Raw genomic sequence first — 19,011 nt, 5'->3', positions numbered from 1 at the left:
CGTGCCCGCCTCAGTAACCGAGGCCCTTCTTGCTGTCGTAGATCTTCTGCGGATCGTCGGCCGCGGTATAGAGCTTGGACTCGGTCTGGATCCATTTCGGCGGCACCGTGCCCTTCTCCTTGAACGCCGCAATGGCATCGAGCGCGGGGCCGGCCATGTTCGGGGTCAGCTCGACCGTTGCGTTGGCTTCGCCGGCGGCCATCGCCTTGAAGATGTCGGGGACTGCGTCGATCGAGACCGTGAGGATTTCCTTGCCGGGCTTGAGGCCGGCTTCCTTCATGGCCTGGATCGCGCCGACCATCATGTCATCGTTGTGGGCGTAGACCGCGCAGATCGACTTGCCGCCGCCTTCGGCCTTGATGAAGCTCTCCATCACCTCCTTGCCCTTGGCGCGGGTGAAGTCACCGGTCTGGCTGCGCACCACCTTCAGGTTCGCATGCTTGGCGATCGCGGTGTCAAAGCCCTTCTTGCGGTTGGCTGCGACGCTGGCGCCGACCGTGCCCTGCAACTCGACGATGTTGCAGGCCTTCGTCCCCACCGTCTTGGCGAGCCAGTCGCCAGCAACGGCGCCTTCATGCACGCTGTCCGAAGTAACAGCAGTGAGATAGAGGTCCTTGCCTGAGGGGTCGATGTCGCGATCGAGCAGCACGACCGGGATCTTGGCTTCCTTGGCTTCTTTCAGCACCGAATCCCAGCCGGTCGAAACGACGGGCGCGAGGAAGATCGCATCAACGTTCTGCGCGATGAAGGAGCGGATCGCCTTGATCTGGTTCTCCTGCTTCTGCTGCGCGTCGGCGATCTTGAGATTGACCTTCCGCTTGGCGGCTTCCTGCTTGGAGACCGAGGTCTCGGCCGCGCGCCAGCCGGACTCCGATCCGATCTGCGAGAAGCCGATGGTGAGCTGGGCAGCGCTGGCTGGCAGCGCGAGCAACAAGGCGGCCGTGGCGCTGGCCGCAAAGAGGACTTTAGGGGTCATCAGGCGTGTCTCCCAAGATGTTTTCTAGGGCGCCAGATCGGTAGCATGGCACCCGTGAGCCGAGCTTTGAGCCGGTGGGAGGCACTATTTCACGGAAGTTTGGTTCCGACTAGTCATATTATTTGACTATTTAGCGGAGATCGCGGCTTGGCGAAGCGGCCGTTCTATGACACGCGCAGAGCGATTTTGTTCCGCAGATGCAACGCGGAGATGAAGGAAATGATGGAAGCTGCTGCGACACCGACGGTGCGCTCCGTTGCCCCGTCCTTACGGGGCCGCGACGAGATTCGCTCGCACGGAGAAGGCTCGGCTGAGGGGCTCCCTCCACGCAAAAGGTAAAGGACAAAAGCTCGCGCCTCTCGGCGTCATTGCGAGCGCAGCGAAGCAATCCAGAATCCCTCCGCGGAAAGACTCTGGATTGCTTCGCTGCGCTCGCAACGACGGTATCGCGAGGGCTCTGCGTATCTCGACTATATCGACTCGTGGTGAGTCCCCCTCACCCGGGCCGCATCTTCCATACAATCCGGCCTCTCCCCACAGGCGGTGAGAGGCGCAGAAACTAGATCAGCTTCCGTTGCGCCAGGTTCTTCATCAGCGCGCCGATGCCAAAGGTCCACGGCTCGCACTCGTCGCTGGTGCGCATGCGGTTGACGAGCTTGCCGAGCTGGGGCGCGGAGATCGTGACGATGTCGTCGCGCTTGTGGGTGAACCCCTGCCCCGGCGCATCGCGATCCTTGACCGGTGCGAACATCGTTCCCAGGAACAGCACGAAGCCATCAGGGTATTGATGGATCTTGCCGATGGTCTGCGCGACCAGATCGGTCGGGTCGCGGCTGATCTTGCTGATCGAGGAATGGCCGTCGAGGACGAAGCCGTCCGTGCCCCTGACATTCAGACTGATGTCCAGCTTGCGCGCGTCGTCGAGTGAGAACGTATCGTCGAACAGGCGCAGCAGCGGACCGATTGCGCAGGACGCGTTGTTGTCCTTGGCCTTCGACAGCAGCAGCGCCGAACGGCCCTCGAAGTCGCGCAGGTTGACGTCATTACCGAGCGCCCCCCCGACGATCTTGCCGCGGCTGGAGACGAACAGCACGAGTTCCGGCTCGGGATTGTTCCAGGTCGATTTCGGATGCAGGCCGGCGTCCATGCCGGTGCCGACCGACGACAGCGTCGGCGCCTTGGTGAAGACTTCAGCGTCGGGGCCGATGCCGACCTCGAGATACTGGCTCCAGGCGTTCTGATCGATCAGCACCTGTTTCAGGTGCATCGCCTGGTCCGAGCCCGGCTTGAGCTTGGACAGATCGTCGCCGATCAGCCGTGTGACTTCTTTGCGGATCGCCTCGGCCGAAGCCGGATTACCCTTGGCCCGCTCCTCGATGACGCGCTCCAGCATCGAGATGGCGAAGGTGACGCCCGCAGCCTTCAATGTCTGGAGATCGACCGGTGCAAGCAACCACGGCTTTTTCGGGTCACGCCCGTCGGGTGCCGTGTTGGCAACAATTGCTTCGAGATCGCCGATGCGTTCACCCTTGGCCGCAGCAAGCGCCTGGGCGGGATTGTCTTCTTCGCAGAGCGCGCTGATGGTCGGGAATCTCGCGGTGACATCGAACACGCCGTCGCCCCGCACGGCGACCACGGCCGGACCATTGACCTGCGGCAGCCAGACGCGGCCGGCCAATGTTCCCCGCGTGCCATCCTCGGGGAGAAGATCCTTCACAGTCAATGTGGTCATGGCCGGCGTCCTCGCTGTTTCTAAGGACCGGCCGCGCTCGAAGACGGCCGATCGCATTGGCGAAGACCAATAAACGTCTGGCGGGGGAAGTCCAGAGCGGCAGCGAGGCCGCGTCCTGCTCCAATCACTTAAACCAATGCACCAGCGCGAGGCTGATGCCCAGCAACAGCAGCAGCGAGAGCGTGACGGCGGCCGTCACCCTGCCTCCGACATTGGCCAGCACACGGACGTCGACGCCTAGGCCGAGTGCGGCCATCGACACCACGGTGAGAAAACCAGTGATCTTCGTCACGGGGCCGACCACCGTCGCCGGCACGATCTCCAGCGAACGCAGGGTCGCGAGCACGAGAAAGCCGAGGATGAACCACGGGACCAGGCGGAAGAAGCCGACATTGGTCTTCTTGGCATCGCTCTGCCAGCGCGAGGCAATGAGGGAAAGGCCGACGACGACGGGCCCGAGCATCAGGACGCGCATCAATTTCACCAGCGTGCCGATCTGGGTCGAGACGAGACCGGCCGGCACCGTTGCGGCCAGCACCTGCGGCACCGCATAGACCGTGAGGCCCGCAAGGATGCCGTATTGCGTGGCCGACAATTGCAGCAGCGGGATCAGGAGCGGCAGGCCAAGCACCATCATCACGCCGAGGATGGCTGTGAAGGAGATCGAAGATGCGATCTCCTCGTTGTTGGCGCCGATGATCGGCGCCACGGCAGCAATCGCCGAATTGCCGCAGATCGAGTTGCCGCAGGCTATCAGGATCGACAGGCGTGTCGACAGACCTAACAGACGGCTGAGGCCGAAGGAGACACATAGCGCGATCACGACGACGGCCGCGATCGAAAGGAGGAGCGCGATGCCCGAGGCGGCGATCGCGGCGAAGCTGATCGAGGCTCCCAGCAGCATGACCGCGACCTCGAGCAGCTGTTTTGCGCTGAATGCGATCCCGGTCTGCCACCGGGGCGCCGGCTTCCAGAAGCTGCGGAGCGCCATGCCGAGCAGGATCGCCATGACGAGCGCTTCGACATAGGGATGCTCGAACATACCCAGCTCGGCGCGCTCCAGCAGGGCGGAGACGCCGGCGATCAGAATGCAAAGGAGAATGCCGGGAATCAGCGCCGCAATGCGGCTCGCGGCTGTGGCCGGCTTGGCGTCGGCCGGGCTGGATGCTTGATTCTGCGACACAAATTTCTCCCTGAGGAGAAAGATTTATACGCAGCCGGGCCCAGGAGGGAAATAAGTTTTCGACATATCAGGCCCGAGGGGAGTTCTATCCTCAGCCCGGACAACCAGCCTCAGAAGATCAGGCTCTTGGCGAGGGAAGCGACGCGGCTGAAGCCGTCATAGACGCCGGGCTCGAAGAAGGCGGCGCGGGCAAGCACGATACCCGCAACCAGCGACCAGAACAGTCCGGTGCCGACACGCAGCAAGAGCTTCGACGTACGTGACCCCGGCTGGGTGTCCGTCGCGGACACCAACTGCTCGCCGAAGGGTTCAAATCCGGTACGTTCCATGGCTCTGGCCAATCCATCAAATTCTGATGAGAATGTCGTCGTTTCGGCCCCAAACGGCAATGGAAGCGATTGGCGTTTTTGCCCTCTCGAAGGAAAACTCCTTCCGTTCGACAACCTCAGGACAATAGTTTTCTTCTTCCGGCCTATTTGGACACCGGCGCCCGACTTACAGGGCCAGATAGCGGCGGCGGATCGCCTCGTTGGCCTTCAACTCGTCAATTCCGGCGGCATAGACGATCTGGCCCTTGTCGATGACGGTGGCGTGGCTCGCCAGCCCCAGGCAGAAATGCATGTTCTGCTCGGCGATCAGCACGGTCGATCCGAGCTGCCGGAGTTGCCGCAACAGTTCGCCGATCCGCTGCACGATGATCGGCGCGAGGCCCTCGCTCGGCTCGTCCAGCAGCAGCAGCGCCGGATTGCCCATCAGCGTGCGCGCGATCGCCAGCATCTGCTGCTCACCGCCGGAGAGGCGCCCGGCGATGCGATGGCGCAGCGGCTCCAGGAGCGGAAAGACATCGTAGATGCGCTTGATCGGCCATTCGTCCTGACCGTCCGGTCCCTTCTTCTTCCCGATGATGAGATTGTCTTCGACCGTGTGCTCCGGAAAGATCTGGCGGTCCTCCGGCACGAAGCCGAGGCCGGCGCGCGCGATGGTGTACGGCTTCATGCCGGAGATCACGGTACCGCGCAGGCTCACCCTGCCCCGCCGCGGCGGCGCCAACCCCATGATCGCCTTCATCGTCGTCGACTTGCCGGCGCCATTGCGGCCGAGCAGCGCCATGGTCTCGCCCTGCCGCACCGACAGGCCGACGCCGAACAGGATCTGGCTGGTGCCGTAGTAGACATCGAGATCAGCGACTTCGATGACGGCGGTGCTCATGCCACCGCTCCCGCATGCTCGGTGCCGAGATAGGCGTCGATCACGGCGCTGTTGTTGCGGATTTCGTCGGGCGTGCCGGTCGCGAGGATGCGGCCGTAGCACAGCACGACGATCTTGGGTGCGATCTTGAACACGATGTCCATGTCGTGCTCGATGAAGACGACGGTGATCTTCTGGGTCTCCCAGAGCTCGCGCACCTTGTCGATCATGCGCCAGCGCTCCTCCGGTCCCATCCCGGCGGTCGGCTCGTCCAGCAGCAGCACCTTCGGTTCGAGCACGAGCGCGAGCGCAATGTCGAGCAGCTTCTGGTCGCCATGCGACAGCGTCGCCGCCGTGCGATGACGCTTGCTCGCCAAACCCAGCAGCTCCATCACATGTTCGGCGCGGTCGCGCGTCTCGGGTAGCGGGAAGCGCTTGTGCAGCACCGCGGAGGAGCGTTGATCGGCGCTGACCGCCGCCAGCATCGTCTCCTGCACGGTGAGCGATTTGAAGATGCTGGCAACCTGGAAGGCGCGACCGATACCGTGCCGCACGATCTCCGGCGGCGAGCGGCCGGCGAGATCGACCCCGTCGAGCAAGACCTGACCCGAATCCGGGCTCAAGGCGCCGGTGATCAGGTTGAAGAAGGTGCTCTTGCCGGCGCCGTTCGGGCCGATCACGGCCGTGAGCGAGCCGTCGGGGAAGTCGAGCGAGACGTCGTTGGTCGCCTTCACGCCGCCAAACGACTTCGAGAGGTTGCGGATCTCGAGCATCGTTAGCGCCCCTTGCCTGCATCACGCCGGTGCGAAAACCATTCGGCGACGAAATCCAGCAGGCCCTTGCGCAAACCGAGCGCGAAAAACAGGATGACGACCCCAAGCACGATGCCGTGGTATTCGGTGAACCGCGTGACGGTATCGTTGAGCAGCAGAAGCAACACGGTGCCGACCATCGGGCCGAGGAACGTCGAGACGCCGCCGAGCATGTTGATGAAGATGCCCTCCCCCGAGATCGTCCAATAGGCGAACTCCGGATAGGCTCCCGACACGAACAGCGCCATCACCATGCCGCCCATCGACGCGAACAGCGCGGCCAGCACGAACACGGTGAGCTTGGCGCGCCAGACGTCGATGCCGAGAAAGCTCGCGCGCGCGGCGTTGTCGCGGATCATGCGCAGCGTGTAGCCGAACGGCGATTGTGCGATCTGGCGCATCGCGAGCAGGCCGAGGATGAGCAGCGCGCAGCTCGTGACATAGAGATGGACATGATTGGACAGATCGATGCCGAGAAAGACGGGCCGCGGGATGCCGCCGCGCAGGCCCTGATCGCCACCAGTGAACGAGGCCCAGGACAGGATGGTCGAGTGTATCAGCATCTGGAAGGCGAGCGTGACGAAGGCGAAATAGATCTCCTTCAGCCGCACGCAGATCGCACCGATGACTGCCGCGAAGACCGCCGTGACGGCCAATGTCGCGACGAAAGCCACCGGAATCGGCACACCGAGCTTCTGCATGATCAGGCCGAAGCTGTAGGCACCAAGGCCGAAGAACATGCCGTGCCCGAACGAGGTCAGGCCGGTGTAGCCGACCAGGAGGTTAAGCGAGGTCGCGAACAGACCATAGGCCGAGCAGCGGATGACGAAATCGAGCAGCGCCTTGCTGCCGGTGAACAATGGCAGGCTCGCCAGCACGGCAAAAGCGATCAGCGCGATCAGCACGTCGCGGTAGCGTTGCAGCACGGCGCCGCTGCGCACCGACACCACCGCTTGCGCGCGTCCGGCCTCCAGCTCGGTCATGCCGCCTCCTTGCCGAACAGGCCGGTGGGCTTTGAGACCAGCACGATCACCATGAACAGATACATCAGGCCTTCCGTGAAAAGGGGAAACCCGAGCGACCCGAAGGAACGGATCAGGCCGAGCAGCAGCGCGCCGATCAGCGCGCCCAGGATCGAGCCCATGCCGCCGATCACCGTGACGATGAAAGACTCGATCAACACCGAGAAGCCCATGCCGGGAGTCAGCGAGCGCACCGGCGCTGCGAGCGCCCCGGCAAGGCCCGCCAGCATGCCGCCAAGCGCAAACACGCCGCCATAGATCAGGCCGGTGTTGATGCCGAGCGCGGACACCATGCCGGGGTTATGTGCGGCTGCGCGGATCACCTTGCCGATGCGGCTGCGCGACAGGCCGATGCCGAGCACGATGGCGGCGAGAAGCGCGACACCGATCAGCAGCAGATAGTAAGGCGGCACCACGCCGCCGGCGATGAACAGCGGCATCACCTGGAAGGCCGCCGGCATGCCCATCGCCTTGAACTCGGGCCCCCAGATGATGCGCACGACGTCGTCGAAGATCAGCACGAAGGCGTAGCAGACGAGGAGCTGCATCAAGACGTCGGCGCCATAGACGCGGCTCATGAAGACACGCTCGAAGATGAGGCCGAGGACCGCGGTGCCGGCCGCGCCCGCGAGCATCGCCAGCGCAAAACTGTCGGTGAGCTGATAGGCCGTCATCGCGAAATAGGCGCCGAACATGTAGAAGGCGCCGTGGCTGAAATTGACCACCTTGAGCACGCCGAAGATCAGCGTCAGCCCGACGGCGACGAGGAACAGCAGCATGCCTATGATGAGGCCGCTGGTGGTTTGCGTCACCAGGCACGCGGAACTGGAGAGACAGCCGGCAAGCGCATCGAGATCCACGGGAGCACTTTCATTGCGACGCGCCTGACACGGCGCGGAAAACGAAACGACGGCGGAGACGGTCGCCCGTCCCCGCCGCTTGCGCGATCAGGTATAGCCCTTGCTCTTCTTCCATTCGGCTTCCAGCTCGAAGATGGTCTTCCAGTCCCCGGCCTTGACTTCGGGCACATACGGCTCCTGTGGGATCGTCGTGCCCCAGCCGATGGCGTAGCCGACGAGGGTGTGATCGTCGCCGCGCATGGTCACGGTGCCGTCGGCGCCGAACGGGCACTTGATCGTGAGGCCCTTCAGCACCTCTGCGATCTTCTTGCCGTCGGCCGAGTTCGCCTTCTTCGCAGCTTCCGCCATCAGCATGATTGCGGTGGCATTCTCCCACGACCAGTTGGTCGGATATTCATTGAACTTTGCCTTGTAGGCATCGCCCCAGGCAGCATTCTCCGGCGTGGTCGGGAAGGTCTTGATGTAACGGTTGCCGGAGTGGATGCCCTTGGGCAGGTTCTTCACCACGGTGAGCGCAGTGTAGTCAGCCATATTGACCGCGAACACTTCCATCTGGCCGAACATCGCGTAGATGTTGGCCTGGTCGATATAGGAGGTGAGATCGCCGCCCCACAGGCAGGAATAGAGCGCCTGGGGTTTGGCTTGCAGGATCTTCGTCACCACCTCGGTGTAGTCCGGCTGGAACAGCTTCGGCCAGGACTCGCTGATGATCTCGACCTCGGGCGCGAAACGCTTCAGGTACAGCGTGAACTCCGCCGTGGTGTCGCGGCCATAGGCATAATCCGGCGAGCAGGTCGCCCATTTCTTCAAGCCCTTCGCCTTGGCGATCTCCGCGGCATAGCGGCCGCCGACGATGGAGTCGTGCACGCCCTGCCGCGCGGTGCGGAACGCGTTGGGAATGTGCTGCTTGGGATCGGCGGTCAGGGCCGAGGTCTCCGAATTGGTGTGAATGCAGAAGACGCCGAGATCGCGCGCGACCTCGTGCACGGCGAAGGCGCCGGAGGAGGCTTCGGCATCGATCATGAGCTCGCAGCCGTCGGTGTTGACGAGCTCGCGCGCGACGCGGGCGGCTTCCTGCGGCTGGCCCTTGGAATCGCGGATCACCATCTCGATCTGCCGGCCGGCAAGGCCGCCGGCGGCGTTGACCTTCTCGACCTCGAGCATCACCGCATTGCGCGAGGACGTGCCGAGCTGCGCGACGCGGCCCGACAAAATCGTCGGCATTCCGATCTTGATGGTCTTGGCTTGCGCACGCGCCACCCAGGGCGCGGCAACACTCATCGCACCGGCGCCCATCAGCGCCAGTGTTGAACGGCGGCTGATGCCCGGCGTGCGGGTCCTCGTCATTTTCCCCTCCCTCTTTCGGGTCGGCGTTTCCTGATCCCTGTCGGAGATCGTCTCGTCTCCGTGTCTCGAAGGATTTCAGAGGTAGGGGGGTGACGTCAAGCCAAAGATGAATTACGAGTCAGAATTCATCAGGGAAGGAAACGAGGCCAGGAATCGGCCCGAAACCAGCGAAAATGGTCAATCTGTCGAGCTTCATCGCCTTTCATGCCCGACGCACGCCGGCGCGGCCCGCGCTGAAATATCGCGGCGAAGAGATTTCCTACGCGGCCCTTGATGCACGCGTCCGCAAGATCGCCGGTTGGCTCGCCGCGCAGGGCATTGGCCCCGGCGACGTCGTCGCCGTCTTGATGAAGAACAGCGCGGCGTTTCTGGAATTGATGTTTGCCACCAGTCATCTCGGCGCAGTCTTCTTGCCGATCAACTTTCGCCTCTCGCGCGATGAGGTCGGCTACATCGTCGGCAATGCCGGCGCGCACCTGCTGATCGTCGATGAAGAGCTGGCAGCGAATGCCGCGGGCGCGAAGGTTGTCGTGCTCGATGAAGCCGCGCAGCACAGCGTCATGCGCCTCGCGAGCAGCGCTGCACCCGCGCCGATGCATCCGCTCCAGCCATCGGACCTGATGCGGCTGATGTACACCTCGGGCACGACCGATCGTCCCAAGGGCGTGATGCTCTCTTACGATAATTTCTACTGGAAGTCCGCCGACCAGACGATTGCGCTCGGCCTCAGTCCCGAGACGCGGCTTCTCGTCGTCGGCCCGCTCTATCACGTCGGTGCACTCGACCTGCCGGGCGTCGCCGTGCTCTGGCATGGCGGCTTCATCCGCATCGAGCGCAGTTTCGAACCGGAGGCGGCGCTTGCGGCGATCGCCGAGGACAGGCTCAACGCCGCCTGGTTCGCGCCGGTCATGACCACGGCGATGCTCACCTGTCCCACCCGCGATCGCTACGACGTCTCCAGCCTGACATGGGCGATCGGCGGCGGCGAGAAGACGCCGGAGTTGCGGATCCGCGCCTTCTCCGAGTACTTCCGTAACGCGCGCTATATCGACGCCTATGGCCTCACCGAGACCGTCGGCGGCGACACCTTCATGGAAGCCGGCCGCGAGATCGAGAAGATCGGTTCCACCGGCCGCGCCATTGCCCATGTCGAGATCGAGATCCGCGATGAGGACGGCAAGGTACTGCCACCGAACGTCAACGGCGAGATCTGCCTGCGGGGGCCGAAAATCACGCGCGGCTATTGGAAGGATCCGGACAAGACGGCCTCGGCCTTCTTCGGCGACTGGTTCCGCAGCGGTGACGTCGGCTATCTCGACGACGAGGGCTTTCTGTACCTGACCGACCGCAAGAAGGACATGATCATCTCCGGCGGCGAGAACATCGCCTCCTCCGAGGTTGAACGCGTCATCTACGATCTGCCCGAGGTGCGCGAGGTCGCCGTGATCGGCCTGCGCGATGCGCGCTGGGGCGAGCGGCCGGTCGCCATCGTCGTGCTCGCCGAAGGCGCACACCTCGAGCTGCCTGACCTCATCGAGCACTGCCGCGCGCGACTGGCGAGCTTCAAGGTGCCGAAACAGCTCGTCGTCCGCGACAGCCTGCCACGCAATCCAAGTGGAAAGATCCTCAAGCGCGTGCTGCGCGCCGAGCTGGAGACGTCTGAATGACGCAAGTGAACGCCAAGGTGACGAAGCTCAACCGCGTCGAGCGCAACGCCTGGACCAAGCAGAAGATCTTCGAGGCCGCCACCAAGGTCGTGGGCAGATACGGCTATGCCGAAGCCTCGGTCGCCCGCATCACCGAACAGGCCGGCGTCGCGCAAGGCACCTTCTACAATCATTTCGAGAACCGCCAGGAATTGCTCGACCAGCTCCTGCCCAAGATCGGCCTCGACATGGTCGAGTTCATCCGCGCTCGCACCGGCACGGCGGATGCGGCACGGCAGGAGATCGCGCGGTTCTCCGCCTTCTTCGACTTCATCCGCCAGGTGCCGGAATTTCTGCGCATCCTCAACGAGGCCGAGTTCTTCGCACCGATCGGGTACCAGAAGCATCTCGACAACATCTCGGTCGCCTATGTCCGCATCCTGCGCCGGGCTCGTCTTGCAGGCGCGATCGCGGATTACAGCGATGAGGAATTCGAGGCGATCGTCCACATGCTGATGGGTGCGCGCGGCTATCTCAGCCGCCGCTATTCCTATTCGGAAAGCGGCGTCACCGCCGTCCCCGATCACGTCATCTCCGCCTATCGCAAGCTGATGACGCGCGGCCTCTTCACTGCCTTCGGAGATCAGGACACGCCATGAACATCGATTCTCCGCACAAGCCGCTCGACCTCGCCTCGGCCATCGCCGAGGGCGATATCCGTTGCCTGCTGATGGTGCTGGTGCACATGACCGGCGACGAGAAATGGCTGGAACCGCCATACTTGCCCAAGCGCGATATCCGCCTCATCCCCGATCCCGAGGCCGGCGTGGCTCGGGAGGTCCAGGACGAGATCCGCGCCGCCGTGGTCAAGCTCTTCGCCGACGGCACGCCAAAGCCCGTCATCACCGACCCCGGCGAGGAATTGCTGCTGAGGATGATGCGCGCCTGCCTCGGCGAGAATGTCGCGTCGGAATATGCGCCCTTGATGCGCGAAGAGATGGGCTTTGTGGCGCGCGAGGCACGCTGGACGGCGCGCCCTTCCGACGAGAAGCTTGCGGACCAGCACGTGCTGATCGTCGGCGCCGGCGTCTGTGCCATCGCGCTCGGCGTGGCGCTCGGCCATCTCGGCATCCCCTACACCATCGTCGAGAAGAACGAAGAACTCGGCGGCACCTGGTGGATCAACCGCTATCCCGGCTGCGGCGTCGATACGCCGAACCACTCCTATTCGTATTCGTTCGGATCGCGCAATGCCTGGACGCGCTACTTCTGCCAGCGCGAGGAGCTGCTCGGCTATCTGCTGAAGGTCGCCGACGAATACGGCATCCGCAAGCATCTGCGCGTCAACACCGAGCTGACCTCGTCGCGCTGGGACGAAGGCAGGCGGCGCTGGATCTCCACGCTGAAAACGAAGAATGGTGAAGAGACCTTCGAATCTACGGCGCTTGTCTCGGCCATCGGCCAGCTCAACGATCCCTCACGCGCCCGCTTCGAAGGCGAGGGCAGCTTCAAGGGAACGATCCTGCATTCAGCATTGTGGTCCAATGACATCAACGTCGAGGGCAAGCACGTCGCCGTGATCGGCACCGGCGCCACCTCGATGCAGCTCGTGCCCGCGATCGCCGGCCGGGCCGCCTCGGTCACGGTCTACCAGCGCAGCGCGCAATGGGCTCGCCCGGTGAAGGGCTATGCCGACCCGATCAGCGAGGGCGCGCGCTGGCTGCTGGCGCATCTGCCATTCTATGTGCAGTGGTATCGCTTCAACATGTTCTGGCGCTACGGTGATGGCCTCTTGCCCTTCCTGCGCAAGGACCCGGCCTGGCCGCATCCCGAGCGCGCCGTGAACAAGGGCAATGACCGGCACCGCCAGGAGCTGACGGACTTCATCCTGTCGGAACTGCAGGGACGCCCCGATCTGATCGAGAAATGCGTGCCGACCTATCCGCCCTATGGCAAGCGCATCCTGCTCGACAACAATTGGTTCAAGACTTTGAGGCGAGACAACGTCGAGCTCGTCACCGAGACGATCAGCCATTTTGAAGAGAGCGGCATCGTCACCGCCGACGGCAGGCAGCGCCCGGCCGACATCATCGTTGTCGCCACCGGCTTCAAGGTGACGGAGATGGCTGCGCGCCTCAACATCAGCGGGCGCGGGGGCACCAATCTGCGTGAAGCCTGGACCAACGACAATCCGACCGCGTTCCTCGGCCTCACCGTGCCGGGCTTTCCAAACTTCTTCTGCATGCTGGGTCCCAATTCAGGGCCGGCCCATGGCGGCAGCGTCATATTCCAGTCGGAATGCCAGAGCCGCTACATCTCGACATGTCTCGTCGACATGATCGAACGGGACATCGCCGCGATCGATGTCCGTCAGGACGTGCTCGACGAGTACGTCCGCAAGGTCGATGCCGAGCACGAGGCGATGATCTGGACCCATCCGGGCATGAGCACCTACTACCGCAACAGCAGTGGCCGCGTGTTCTCGGCGATGCCGTGGCGTTTCGTCGATTATTGGCGCATGACGCATGACCCCGATTTGGGGCAGTACAAGCTGACGAAGGCGTGAAGCCATCTGTTGGCACACGGTGGCCGACGCTCAAGTTGCGCTCGACCCACATCGTCATTGCGAGGGCGGCCTTTACGCCGCCAGCTCGCTCCCAACGGGGGCGAACTCCAGCCCGAGGCTCTCTGCCACCGCCTTGTTCGTAATCCGGCCGCGATGCACGTTCAGGCCGTTACGCAAATGCGGGTTCTCCAGCACCGCCGCAAACCCCTTGTTTGCGAGCATCAGTCCGAACGGCAGCGTCGCATTGTTCAGCGCCTGACTCGAGGTCACCGGCACCGCGCCCGGCATGTTCGCGACGCAATAGTGCACGACGCCGTCGACCTCGTAGGTCGGCTCGGCGTGCGTGGTCGGATGAGAGGTCTCGAAGCAACCGCCCTGGTCGATCGCGACGTCGACCAGCACGGCCCCCGGCCGCATCGATTTCAGCATGGCGCGCGTGACGAGCTTCGGCGCACTGGCGCCCGGCACCAGCACTGCACCGATCACGACGTCGGCCGCGAACACCTCGTCCTCGACCGATTCAATGGTCGAGAAACGCGTGCGCACGCGTCCGGCAAAGAGATCGTCCAGCTCGCGCAAGCGCGGAATCGAGCGGTCGATCACGGTGACCTCGGCACCGAGGCCGGCGGCCATGCGCGCAGCCTGCGTTCCGACCACGCCGCCGCCGAGCACGACGACGCGCGCCGGCTGCACGCCCGGCACGCCGCCCAGGAGCAAGCCGCGGCCGCCGGCCGAGCGCTTGAGCGCGGCGCCGGCGGCCTCGATGGCGAGGCGGCCGGCGACTTCGCTCATCGGGGCGAGCAGCGGGAGGTGACCGCTCGCGTCCGTGACGGTTTCATAGGCGATCGCGATGCAGCCGGAGTCGATCAGGCCCCTGGCCTGCTCCGGATCCGGCGCAAGATGAAGATAAGTGAACAGGATCTGGCTTTCGCGGAGCTGGGCCCATTCGCTCTTCTGCGGCTCCTTGACCTTCACGATCATGTCCGACTTGGCAAAGATCTCGCGGGCGGTCTCGGCAATGGACGCCCCTGCCCGTCGATACACCTCGTCGGACGCGCCGATGCCACTTCCGGCGCCGGTCTCGACCGTCACCTGGTGCCCGGCGGCGACATACTCGCGGACGGCGCCCGGGGTGAGCCCGACGCGATATTCCTGCACCTTGATCTCCTTGGGCACACCGACGCGCATCCCGAGCTCCCTTGCCAACGCACTGATTCCGCTCATTCATCGTAGCGACGGCGCCCGTTTGGTTTCGTGCAAATATCCGCTAGGTTCGGCACGCGCGCGCCGGTTTCCGGCGCAAAAGTGCCCTTTCACGCTGGAAACGAAACCTTGGCCCTCGACCGGAAAGACCTCGCGATCCTCGCGGAACTCACGACCAATGCGCGGGCCAGCCACACCGAGCTTGCCAACAAGATCGGCCTGTCGAGCACGGCGCTGGCGCGGCGGCAGAAGGCGCTGGAGGACGACGGCTACATCCAGGGCTACCAAGCCACGCTCGACCTCGCCCAGTTCGGCCTCACCACCACCGTGCTGGTTCGCATCGCGCTGGAGAGCCAGAGCGACGATGCGCTGAAGGCGTTCGAGGCGGAGGTGGTGAAATGCCCCTCAGTCGTGCGCTGCTTCCTGATGTCGGGCACCGACGACTACATCCTGATCGTGCTCGCCCGCGATATCCAGGATTTCGAGCGGATCCACCGCACCGAGCTGTCCCGCCTGCCCCGCGTCGCGCGCGTGCAATCGAGCTTCGCGCTGCGCGAGATCGTCAACCGCGCGGTGCCGACCGTGGTGTTCGGCGAGACCAAGCGCTGACCTCGTCCGCCCGACCGGAGAACCGGTCGGGAACCAAGCAGCCCGTCATCCGTTGGGCGCTATTGGCCAGCGGCGGCAATGCACCCTCGCGTCACATCCACGATTGCCCAGCTCGGCCTTTCCGCAGGGAACAGACCATGGCCGACATCACGGATCAGATCCCCGAACGCATTCCGATCAACCTCGTCGTCAATGGCGCAAGGCGCACACTCGAGGTCGTGCCGTGGACCACGCTTCTGGATGCCCTGCGTGACCGCCTGGAGTTGACCGGCACCAAGAAGGGCTGCGATCACGGCCAATGCGGCGCCTGTACCGTGCTGATCGACGGACGACGGGTCAACTCCTGCCTGACCCTCGCTGTCATGAAGGATGGCGCTGAGATCACGACGATTGAAGGCCTTGCCAAGGACGGCGCGCTGCATCCCCTGCAACAGGCCTTCATCGACCATGACGCCTTTCAGTGCGGCTATTGTACGCCGGGACAGATTTGCTCGGCGGCCGGCCTGCTGGCCGAAGGCCGTGCGCGGGATACCGACGAGATCCGGGAGCTGATGAGCGGAAATCTCTGCCGGTGCGGCGCCTACCCCAACATCGTGGCTGCGATCGAACAGGCAATGAGCCGGTCATGAACAACTTCCAGTATTCCCGCGCAAGCGACGTTGCCGACGCCATTCGCCTGCTCGCCGCCGATCCAAGCGCGAAGCTGATTGCCGGCGGCACCAACCTGATCGACCTGATGAAAGAGAACGTCGAACGGCCCTCCCGGCTGATCGACATTTCCCGCCTGCCGCTCCGCGACATCGAGGAGACCGCCGACGGCGGCCTGCGCATCGGCGCCTTGGTGCCGAATTCGGATCTCGCCTACCATCCGCTGATCGAGCAGCGCTATCCTCTGCTCGCCAGCGCCATCCTGGCAGGTGCCTCCGCGCAACTGCGAAACATGGCCTCGGTCGGCGGAAATCTGATGCAGCGAACGCGCTGCGCCTACTTCTATGACACGACGACGCCTTGCAACAAGCGAAGTCCCGGTACGGGCTGCTCGGCACGCGATGGCCTCAACCGGAACCATGCAATCCTCGGCACCAGCACGTCCTGCATCGCGACCAATCCATCCGACATGAGCGTGGCGCTGGCCGCACTCGGCGCGCTCGTGCACATCGCAGGCGCCAGCGGTCAGCGCACCATCGCGCTGACGGATTTCCATCGGCTTCCTGACGACAAGCCTCACCTCGATACGAATCTCGGCAGCGGCGAGATCATCACCGCAATCGAGCTGCCGCCGCAGGGTTTTGCCCGGAACTACAGCTACCTGAAGATCCGCGACCGCCTGTCCTACGCCTTCGCCTTGGTCTCGGTCGCAGCCGCGCTCGAGCTGGAAGGCAACGCGATCAGCGAAGCGCGCCTGGCGCTCGGCGGCGTTGCTCACAAGCCCTGGCGAAGTCCCGAAGCCGAAGCGGCACTGCGCGGCCAGGCGGCAACACCGGATCATTTCGGGCGCGCCGCCGATCTGCTGCTGCAGGGAGCAACCGCTCGCTCGCACAACGGATTCAAGATCGAGCTCGCGCGCCGAGCCGTCGTGCGTACGCTGATCCAGGCCACAAGCGCCACACCGCAATCACAAGCTCACAAGAAGATCGCATGAGGGCCCGATGAACGCCTATGTCGGAACACCAACGTCGCGCGTCGACGGCCGGGCCAAGGTCACTGGAGCTGCGAAATATGCCGGCGAGTTCACCGCCGAGGGCCTGGTCCATGGTTTCGTGGTGGAGGCCACCATACCGCGCGGTCGTATCGTGCGGCTCGACACCAGCGAGGCGCTGAAGGTGGCCGGAGTGCTCGACGTGCTCACGCACGCCAATCGTCCTTCCCTCGCCGACAAGGACGAGGCCTGGAAGGACGAGGTGGCCCCGGAGGGTTCGCCGTTCCGGCCGCTATACGACGACTTGATCAGGTTCAACGGGCAGCCGATTGCTCTCGTCATTGCGGAAGAATGGGAGACCGCGAAGTTCGCCGCAACGCTGGTGCGGATCGACTACGAGCAGGATGGGTTTGCAACCGATCTCGAGGCCGAGCGCGGCAGTGCCCGCGAGATGGACAAGCCGCACAAGCCCCGCGGCGACGCCAAAGCGGCGCTTGCGGCCGCACCCCTGCGGCACGAAGCGGACTACCTCATTCCGACCGAGCATCACAATCCGATGGAGCTCTATGCGACGACGGCGGTCTGGGAAGGCGACGGCAAGCTCACGGTCTACGACAAGACGCAAGGTGTCCAGAACGTGCAGAAGTTCCTCTGCGGCGTGTTTGACAAGAAGTCTGAGGAGATCCGCGTGCTTTCGCCCTATGTCGGCGGCGCATTCGGTTCCGGCCTGCGGCCGCAATACCAGGTCGTGCTGGCGACGCTGGCCGCCCTCGCACTCAAGCGCTCCGTCCGCGTCGTGCTGACACGGCAGCAGATGTATGGGCTGGGCTATCGACCGATGACCATCGAGCATGTCGCGCTCGGGGCAAGGCCCGACGGCACGCTTGATGCCGTCAGCCACGAAGCGATTGCCGTGACCTCACGCTACGAGGATTTTTCGCGCAATGACGCCGGCTGGGCCGAGCAGCTTTACAAGAGCCCCAACAGCCACTTTTCCCACAAGCTGGTCGACCTCGACGTCTCGACGCCCTGCGACATGCGCGCGCCGGGCGCAGCAACGGGCGTCTTGGCGCTCGAATGCGCCATGGACGAACTGGCCGTCGCGCTGAAGCTGGATCCGATCGAGCTGCGCCTGAAGTGCTACTCGGATCGCGACCAGAGCGAAGACCTCCCCTACACCAGCAAGCAGTTGCGGGAATGCTACGCCCGCGGCGCGGAAGCCTTCGGCTGGGCCCGGCGCACCCTCGCCCCGCGGTCCATGCGCGACGGCAAGGAACTGGTCGGCTGGGGCATGGCGACGGGGGTGTGGGAGGCGCTGCAGATGCCGGTCGCCGTCCGGATCGTGCTGACGGCCAACGGCCATGCCGAGGTCTCCTGCGCTGCGTCCGATATCGGCACCGGCACATACACCATCGTGGCGCAGGTAGCGGCCGATGCTCTTGGGCTGCCGATCGAGAACATCAGCGTCAGGCTCGCCGACTCGACCTTGCCGCAAGCCCCTGTCGAGGGCGGCTCCTGGATGGCGGCGTCCAGCGCGCATGCCGTGCTGGGAGCGGCCGAAGACATTCGCCAGGAGCTCGCACGTCTAGCAAAGGCAATGCCGGGCTCGCCGCTCGCCGACCTCGACGCCGCCAACGCGACCCTGGTCGACGGGATGATCGCCAGCAACGGCAAGGACGGGGCTGCCGTCCCGATTGCGGATGTCATGCGCCACGGAAAGCTCGAGCGGATCGAAAAGGAGAAGCTCAATCAGTTCGCGGAGGACAAATCGCATGCCCGCAACACGCATTCGGCGGTCTTCGCCGAGGTGAAGGTCGACGAGGAGCTCGGCGTGATCCGCGTCACGCGGGTCGTGAGCGCGGTGGCTGCCGGCCGCATCCTGAACACCAAGACGGGCCGCAGCCAGATCATGGGCAGCGTGGTCTGGGGGATCGGGATGGCACTGCACGAGGAGACGATGATGGATCACCGCTTCGGCCGCATTATGAACGCGAACATCGCCGAGTACCACATTCCCGTGAACGCCGACATTCACGATATCGACGTCATTTTCGTCGATGAGCCCGACAGCCGGATCAACAGGATGGGTATCAAGGGTCTCGGCGAGATCGGCATCGTCGGCGTGCCTGCGGCGATTGCAAACGCCGTCTATCATGCCACCGGCAAGCGCATCCGGCGCTTCCCGATCACGCTGGACAAGCTGATGGACTGAAGCCGCAAACACTCGA

Annotated in this window: 17 protein-coding genes; 7 read left to right on the top strand and 10 right to left on the bottom strand. The window is 64.2% G+C overall.

Annotated features, from left to right (window positions below; translation table 11 throughout):
• Nucleotides 1-10: 10 nt before the first annotated feature.
• The 9 genes from ytfQ to ABIF91_RS30410 all read right to left on the bottom strand — a co-directional run bounded on the left by ytfQ (nt 11) and on the right by ABIF91_RS30410 (nt 9,120).
• A complete protein-coding gene (gene ytfQ / locus ABIF91_RS30450; protein ID WP_028177163.1) occupies nt 11-976 on the bottom strand; it encodes a galactofuranose ABC transporter, galactofuranose-binding protein YtfQ in 966 nt (321 codons plus the stop codon).
• Nucleotides 977-1,535: 559 nt separating this feature from the next.
• Complete coding sequence (locus ABIF91_RS30445; protein WP_028177164.1) at nt 1,536-2,708, bottom strand: fumarylacetoacetate hydrolase family protein; 1,173 nt, start codon at nt 2,706-2,708, stop codon at nt 1,536-1,538.
• A 124-nt stretch (nt 2,709-2,832) separates the two neighbouring features.
• The gene (locus tag ABIF91_RS30440) at nt 2,833-3,891 is read right to left on the bottom strand and encodes a YeiH family protein (RefSeq protein WP_028177165.1); all 1,059 of its coding nucleotides are present in this window, start codon (nt 3,889-3,891) and stop codon (nt 2,833-2,835) included.
• Nucleotides 3,892-4,001: 110 nt separating this feature from the next.
• Nucleotides 4,002-4,220 (bottom strand): hypothetical protein, encoded by a 219-nt coding sequence (locus ABIF91_RS30435; protein WP_028177166.1) that lies wholly within the window; start codon nt 4,218-4,220, stop codon nt 4,002-4,004.
• A 166-nt stretch (nt 4,221-4,386) separates the two neighbouring features.
• Nucleotides 4,387-5,100 carry an ABC transporter ATP-binding protein gene (locus tag ABIF91_RS30430; protein WP_028177167.1) on the bottom strand — a complete coding sequence of 238 codons (714 nt, stop codon included), beginning with the start codon at nt 5,098-5,100 and terminating at the stop codon, nt 4,387-4,389.
• Complete coding sequence (locus ABIF91_RS30425; RefSeq protein ID WP_028177168.1) at nt 5,097-5,852, bottom strand: ABC transporter ATP-binding protein; 756 nt, start codon at nt 5,850-5,852, stop codon at nt 5,097-5,099. Before ABIF91_RS30425 ends, ABIF91_RS30430 begins: the two co-directional genes overlap by 4 nt.
• Before the next feature lie 2 nt (nt 5,853-5,854).
• On the bottom strand, nt 5,855-6,874 hold the full coding sequence (locus tag ABIF91_RS30420; protein ID WP_028177169.1) for a branched-chain amino acid ABC transporter permease: 1,020 nt from the start codon (nt 6,872-6,874) through the stop codon (nt 5,855-5,857).
• Nucleotides 6,871-7,773 (bottom strand): branched-chain amino acid ABC transporter permease, encoded by a 903-nt coding sequence (locus tag ABIF91_RS30415; protein ID WP_028177170.1) that lies wholly within the window; start codon nt 7,771-7,773, stop codon nt 6,871-6,873. Before ABIF91_RS30415 ends, ABIF91_RS30420 begins: the two co-directional genes overlap by 4 nt.
• A gap of 87 nt (nt 7,774-7,860) precedes the next feature.
• A complete protein-coding gene (locus tag ABIF91_RS30410) occupies nt 7,861-9,120 on the bottom strand; it encodes an ABC transporter substrate-binding protein (RefSeq protein ID WP_028177171.1) in 1,260 nt (419 codons plus the stop codon).
• 173 nt (nt 9,121-9,293) lie between these two features.
• Between ABIF91_RS30410 and ABIF91_RS30405 the strand changes: the two genes are divergently transcribed.
• From ABIF91_RS30405 to ABIF91_RS30395, 3 genes are read left to right on the top strand one after another with little or no spacing between them, the layout of a single operon-like run.
• Nucleotides 9,294-10,787, top strand: a complete 1,494-nt coding sequence (locus ABIF91_RS30405) for an AMP-binding protein (RefSeq protein WP_035669721.1) — start codon at nt 9,294-9,296, stop codon at nt 10,785-10,787.
• On the top strand, nt 10,784-11,425 hold the full coding sequence (locus ABIF91_RS30400) for a TetR/AcrR family transcriptional regulator (protein ID WP_028177173.1): 642 nt from the start codon (nt 10,784-10,786) through the stop codon (nt 11,423-11,425). The genes ABIF91_RS30405 and ABIF91_RS30400 overlap by 4 nt, the downstream gene beginning before the upstream one ends.
• Nucleotides 11,422-13,332 carry a flavin-containing monooxygenase gene (locus ABIF91_RS30395; RefSeq protein WP_028177174.1) on the top strand — a complete coding sequence of 637 codons (1,911 nt, stop codon included), beginning with the start codon at nt 11,422-11,424 and terminating at the stop codon, nt 13,330-13,332. Before ABIF91_RS30400 ends, ABIF91_RS30395 begins: the two co-directional genes overlap by 4 nt.
• Nucleotides 13,333-13,404: 72 nt before the next feature.
• Here ABIF91_RS30395 and ald read toward each other — a convergent pair whose 3' ends face one another.
• Nucleotides 13,405-14,520 (bottom strand): alanine dehydrogenase, encoded by a 1,116-nt coding sequence (gene ald / locus ABIF91_RS30390; protein WP_424579561.1) that lies wholly within the window; start codon nt 14,518-14,520, stop codon nt 13,405-13,407.
• A gap of 144 nt (nt 14,521-14,664) precedes the next feature.
• Between ald and ABIF91_RS30385 the strand changes: the two genes are divergently transcribed.
• The 4 genes from ABIF91_RS30385 (at nt 14,665) to ABIF91_RS30370 (ending at nt 18,995) form a co-directional block, all read left to right on the top strand.
• Nucleotides 14,665-15,144, top strand: coding sequence for an Lrp/AsnC family transcriptional regulator (locus ABIF91_RS30385; RefSeq protein WP_028177176.1), 480 nt, complete (start codon nt 14,665-14,667; stop codon nt 15,142-15,144).
• 137 nt (nt 15,145-15,281) lie between these two features.
• The gene (locus ABIF91_RS30380; protein WP_028177177.1) at nt 15,282-15,773 is read left to right on the top strand and encodes a (2Fe-2S)-binding protein; all 492 of its coding nucleotides are present in this window, start codon (nt 15,282-15,284) and stop codon (nt 15,771-15,773) included.
• The gene (locus ABIF91_RS30375) at nt 15,770-16,786 is read left to right on the top strand and encodes an FAD binding domain-containing protein (RefSeq protein WP_035669718.1); all 1,017 of its coding nucleotides are present in this window, start codon (nt 15,770-15,772) and stop codon (nt 16,784-16,786) included. The genes ABIF91_RS30380 and ABIF91_RS30375 overlap by 4 nt, the downstream gene beginning before the upstream one ends.
• A 7-nt stretch (nt 16,787-16,793) precedes the next feature.
• Nucleotides 16,794-18,995, top strand: coding sequence for a xanthine dehydrogenase family protein molybdopterin-binding subunit (locus tag ABIF91_RS30370; protein WP_028177179.1), 2,202 nt, complete (start codon nt 16,794-16,796; stop codon nt 18,993-18,995).
• Nucleotides 18,996-19,011 lie beyond the last annotated feature (16 nt).

The sequence above is a fragment of the Bradyrhizobium sp. USDA 241 genome (assembly GCF_049739505.1).
GTDB lineage: Bacteria > Pseudomonadota > Alphaproteobacteria > Rhizobiales > Xanthobacteraceae > Bradyrhizobium > Bradyrhizobium liaoningense.
This window is presented reverse-complemented; position numbering and strand designations above follow the sequence as displayed.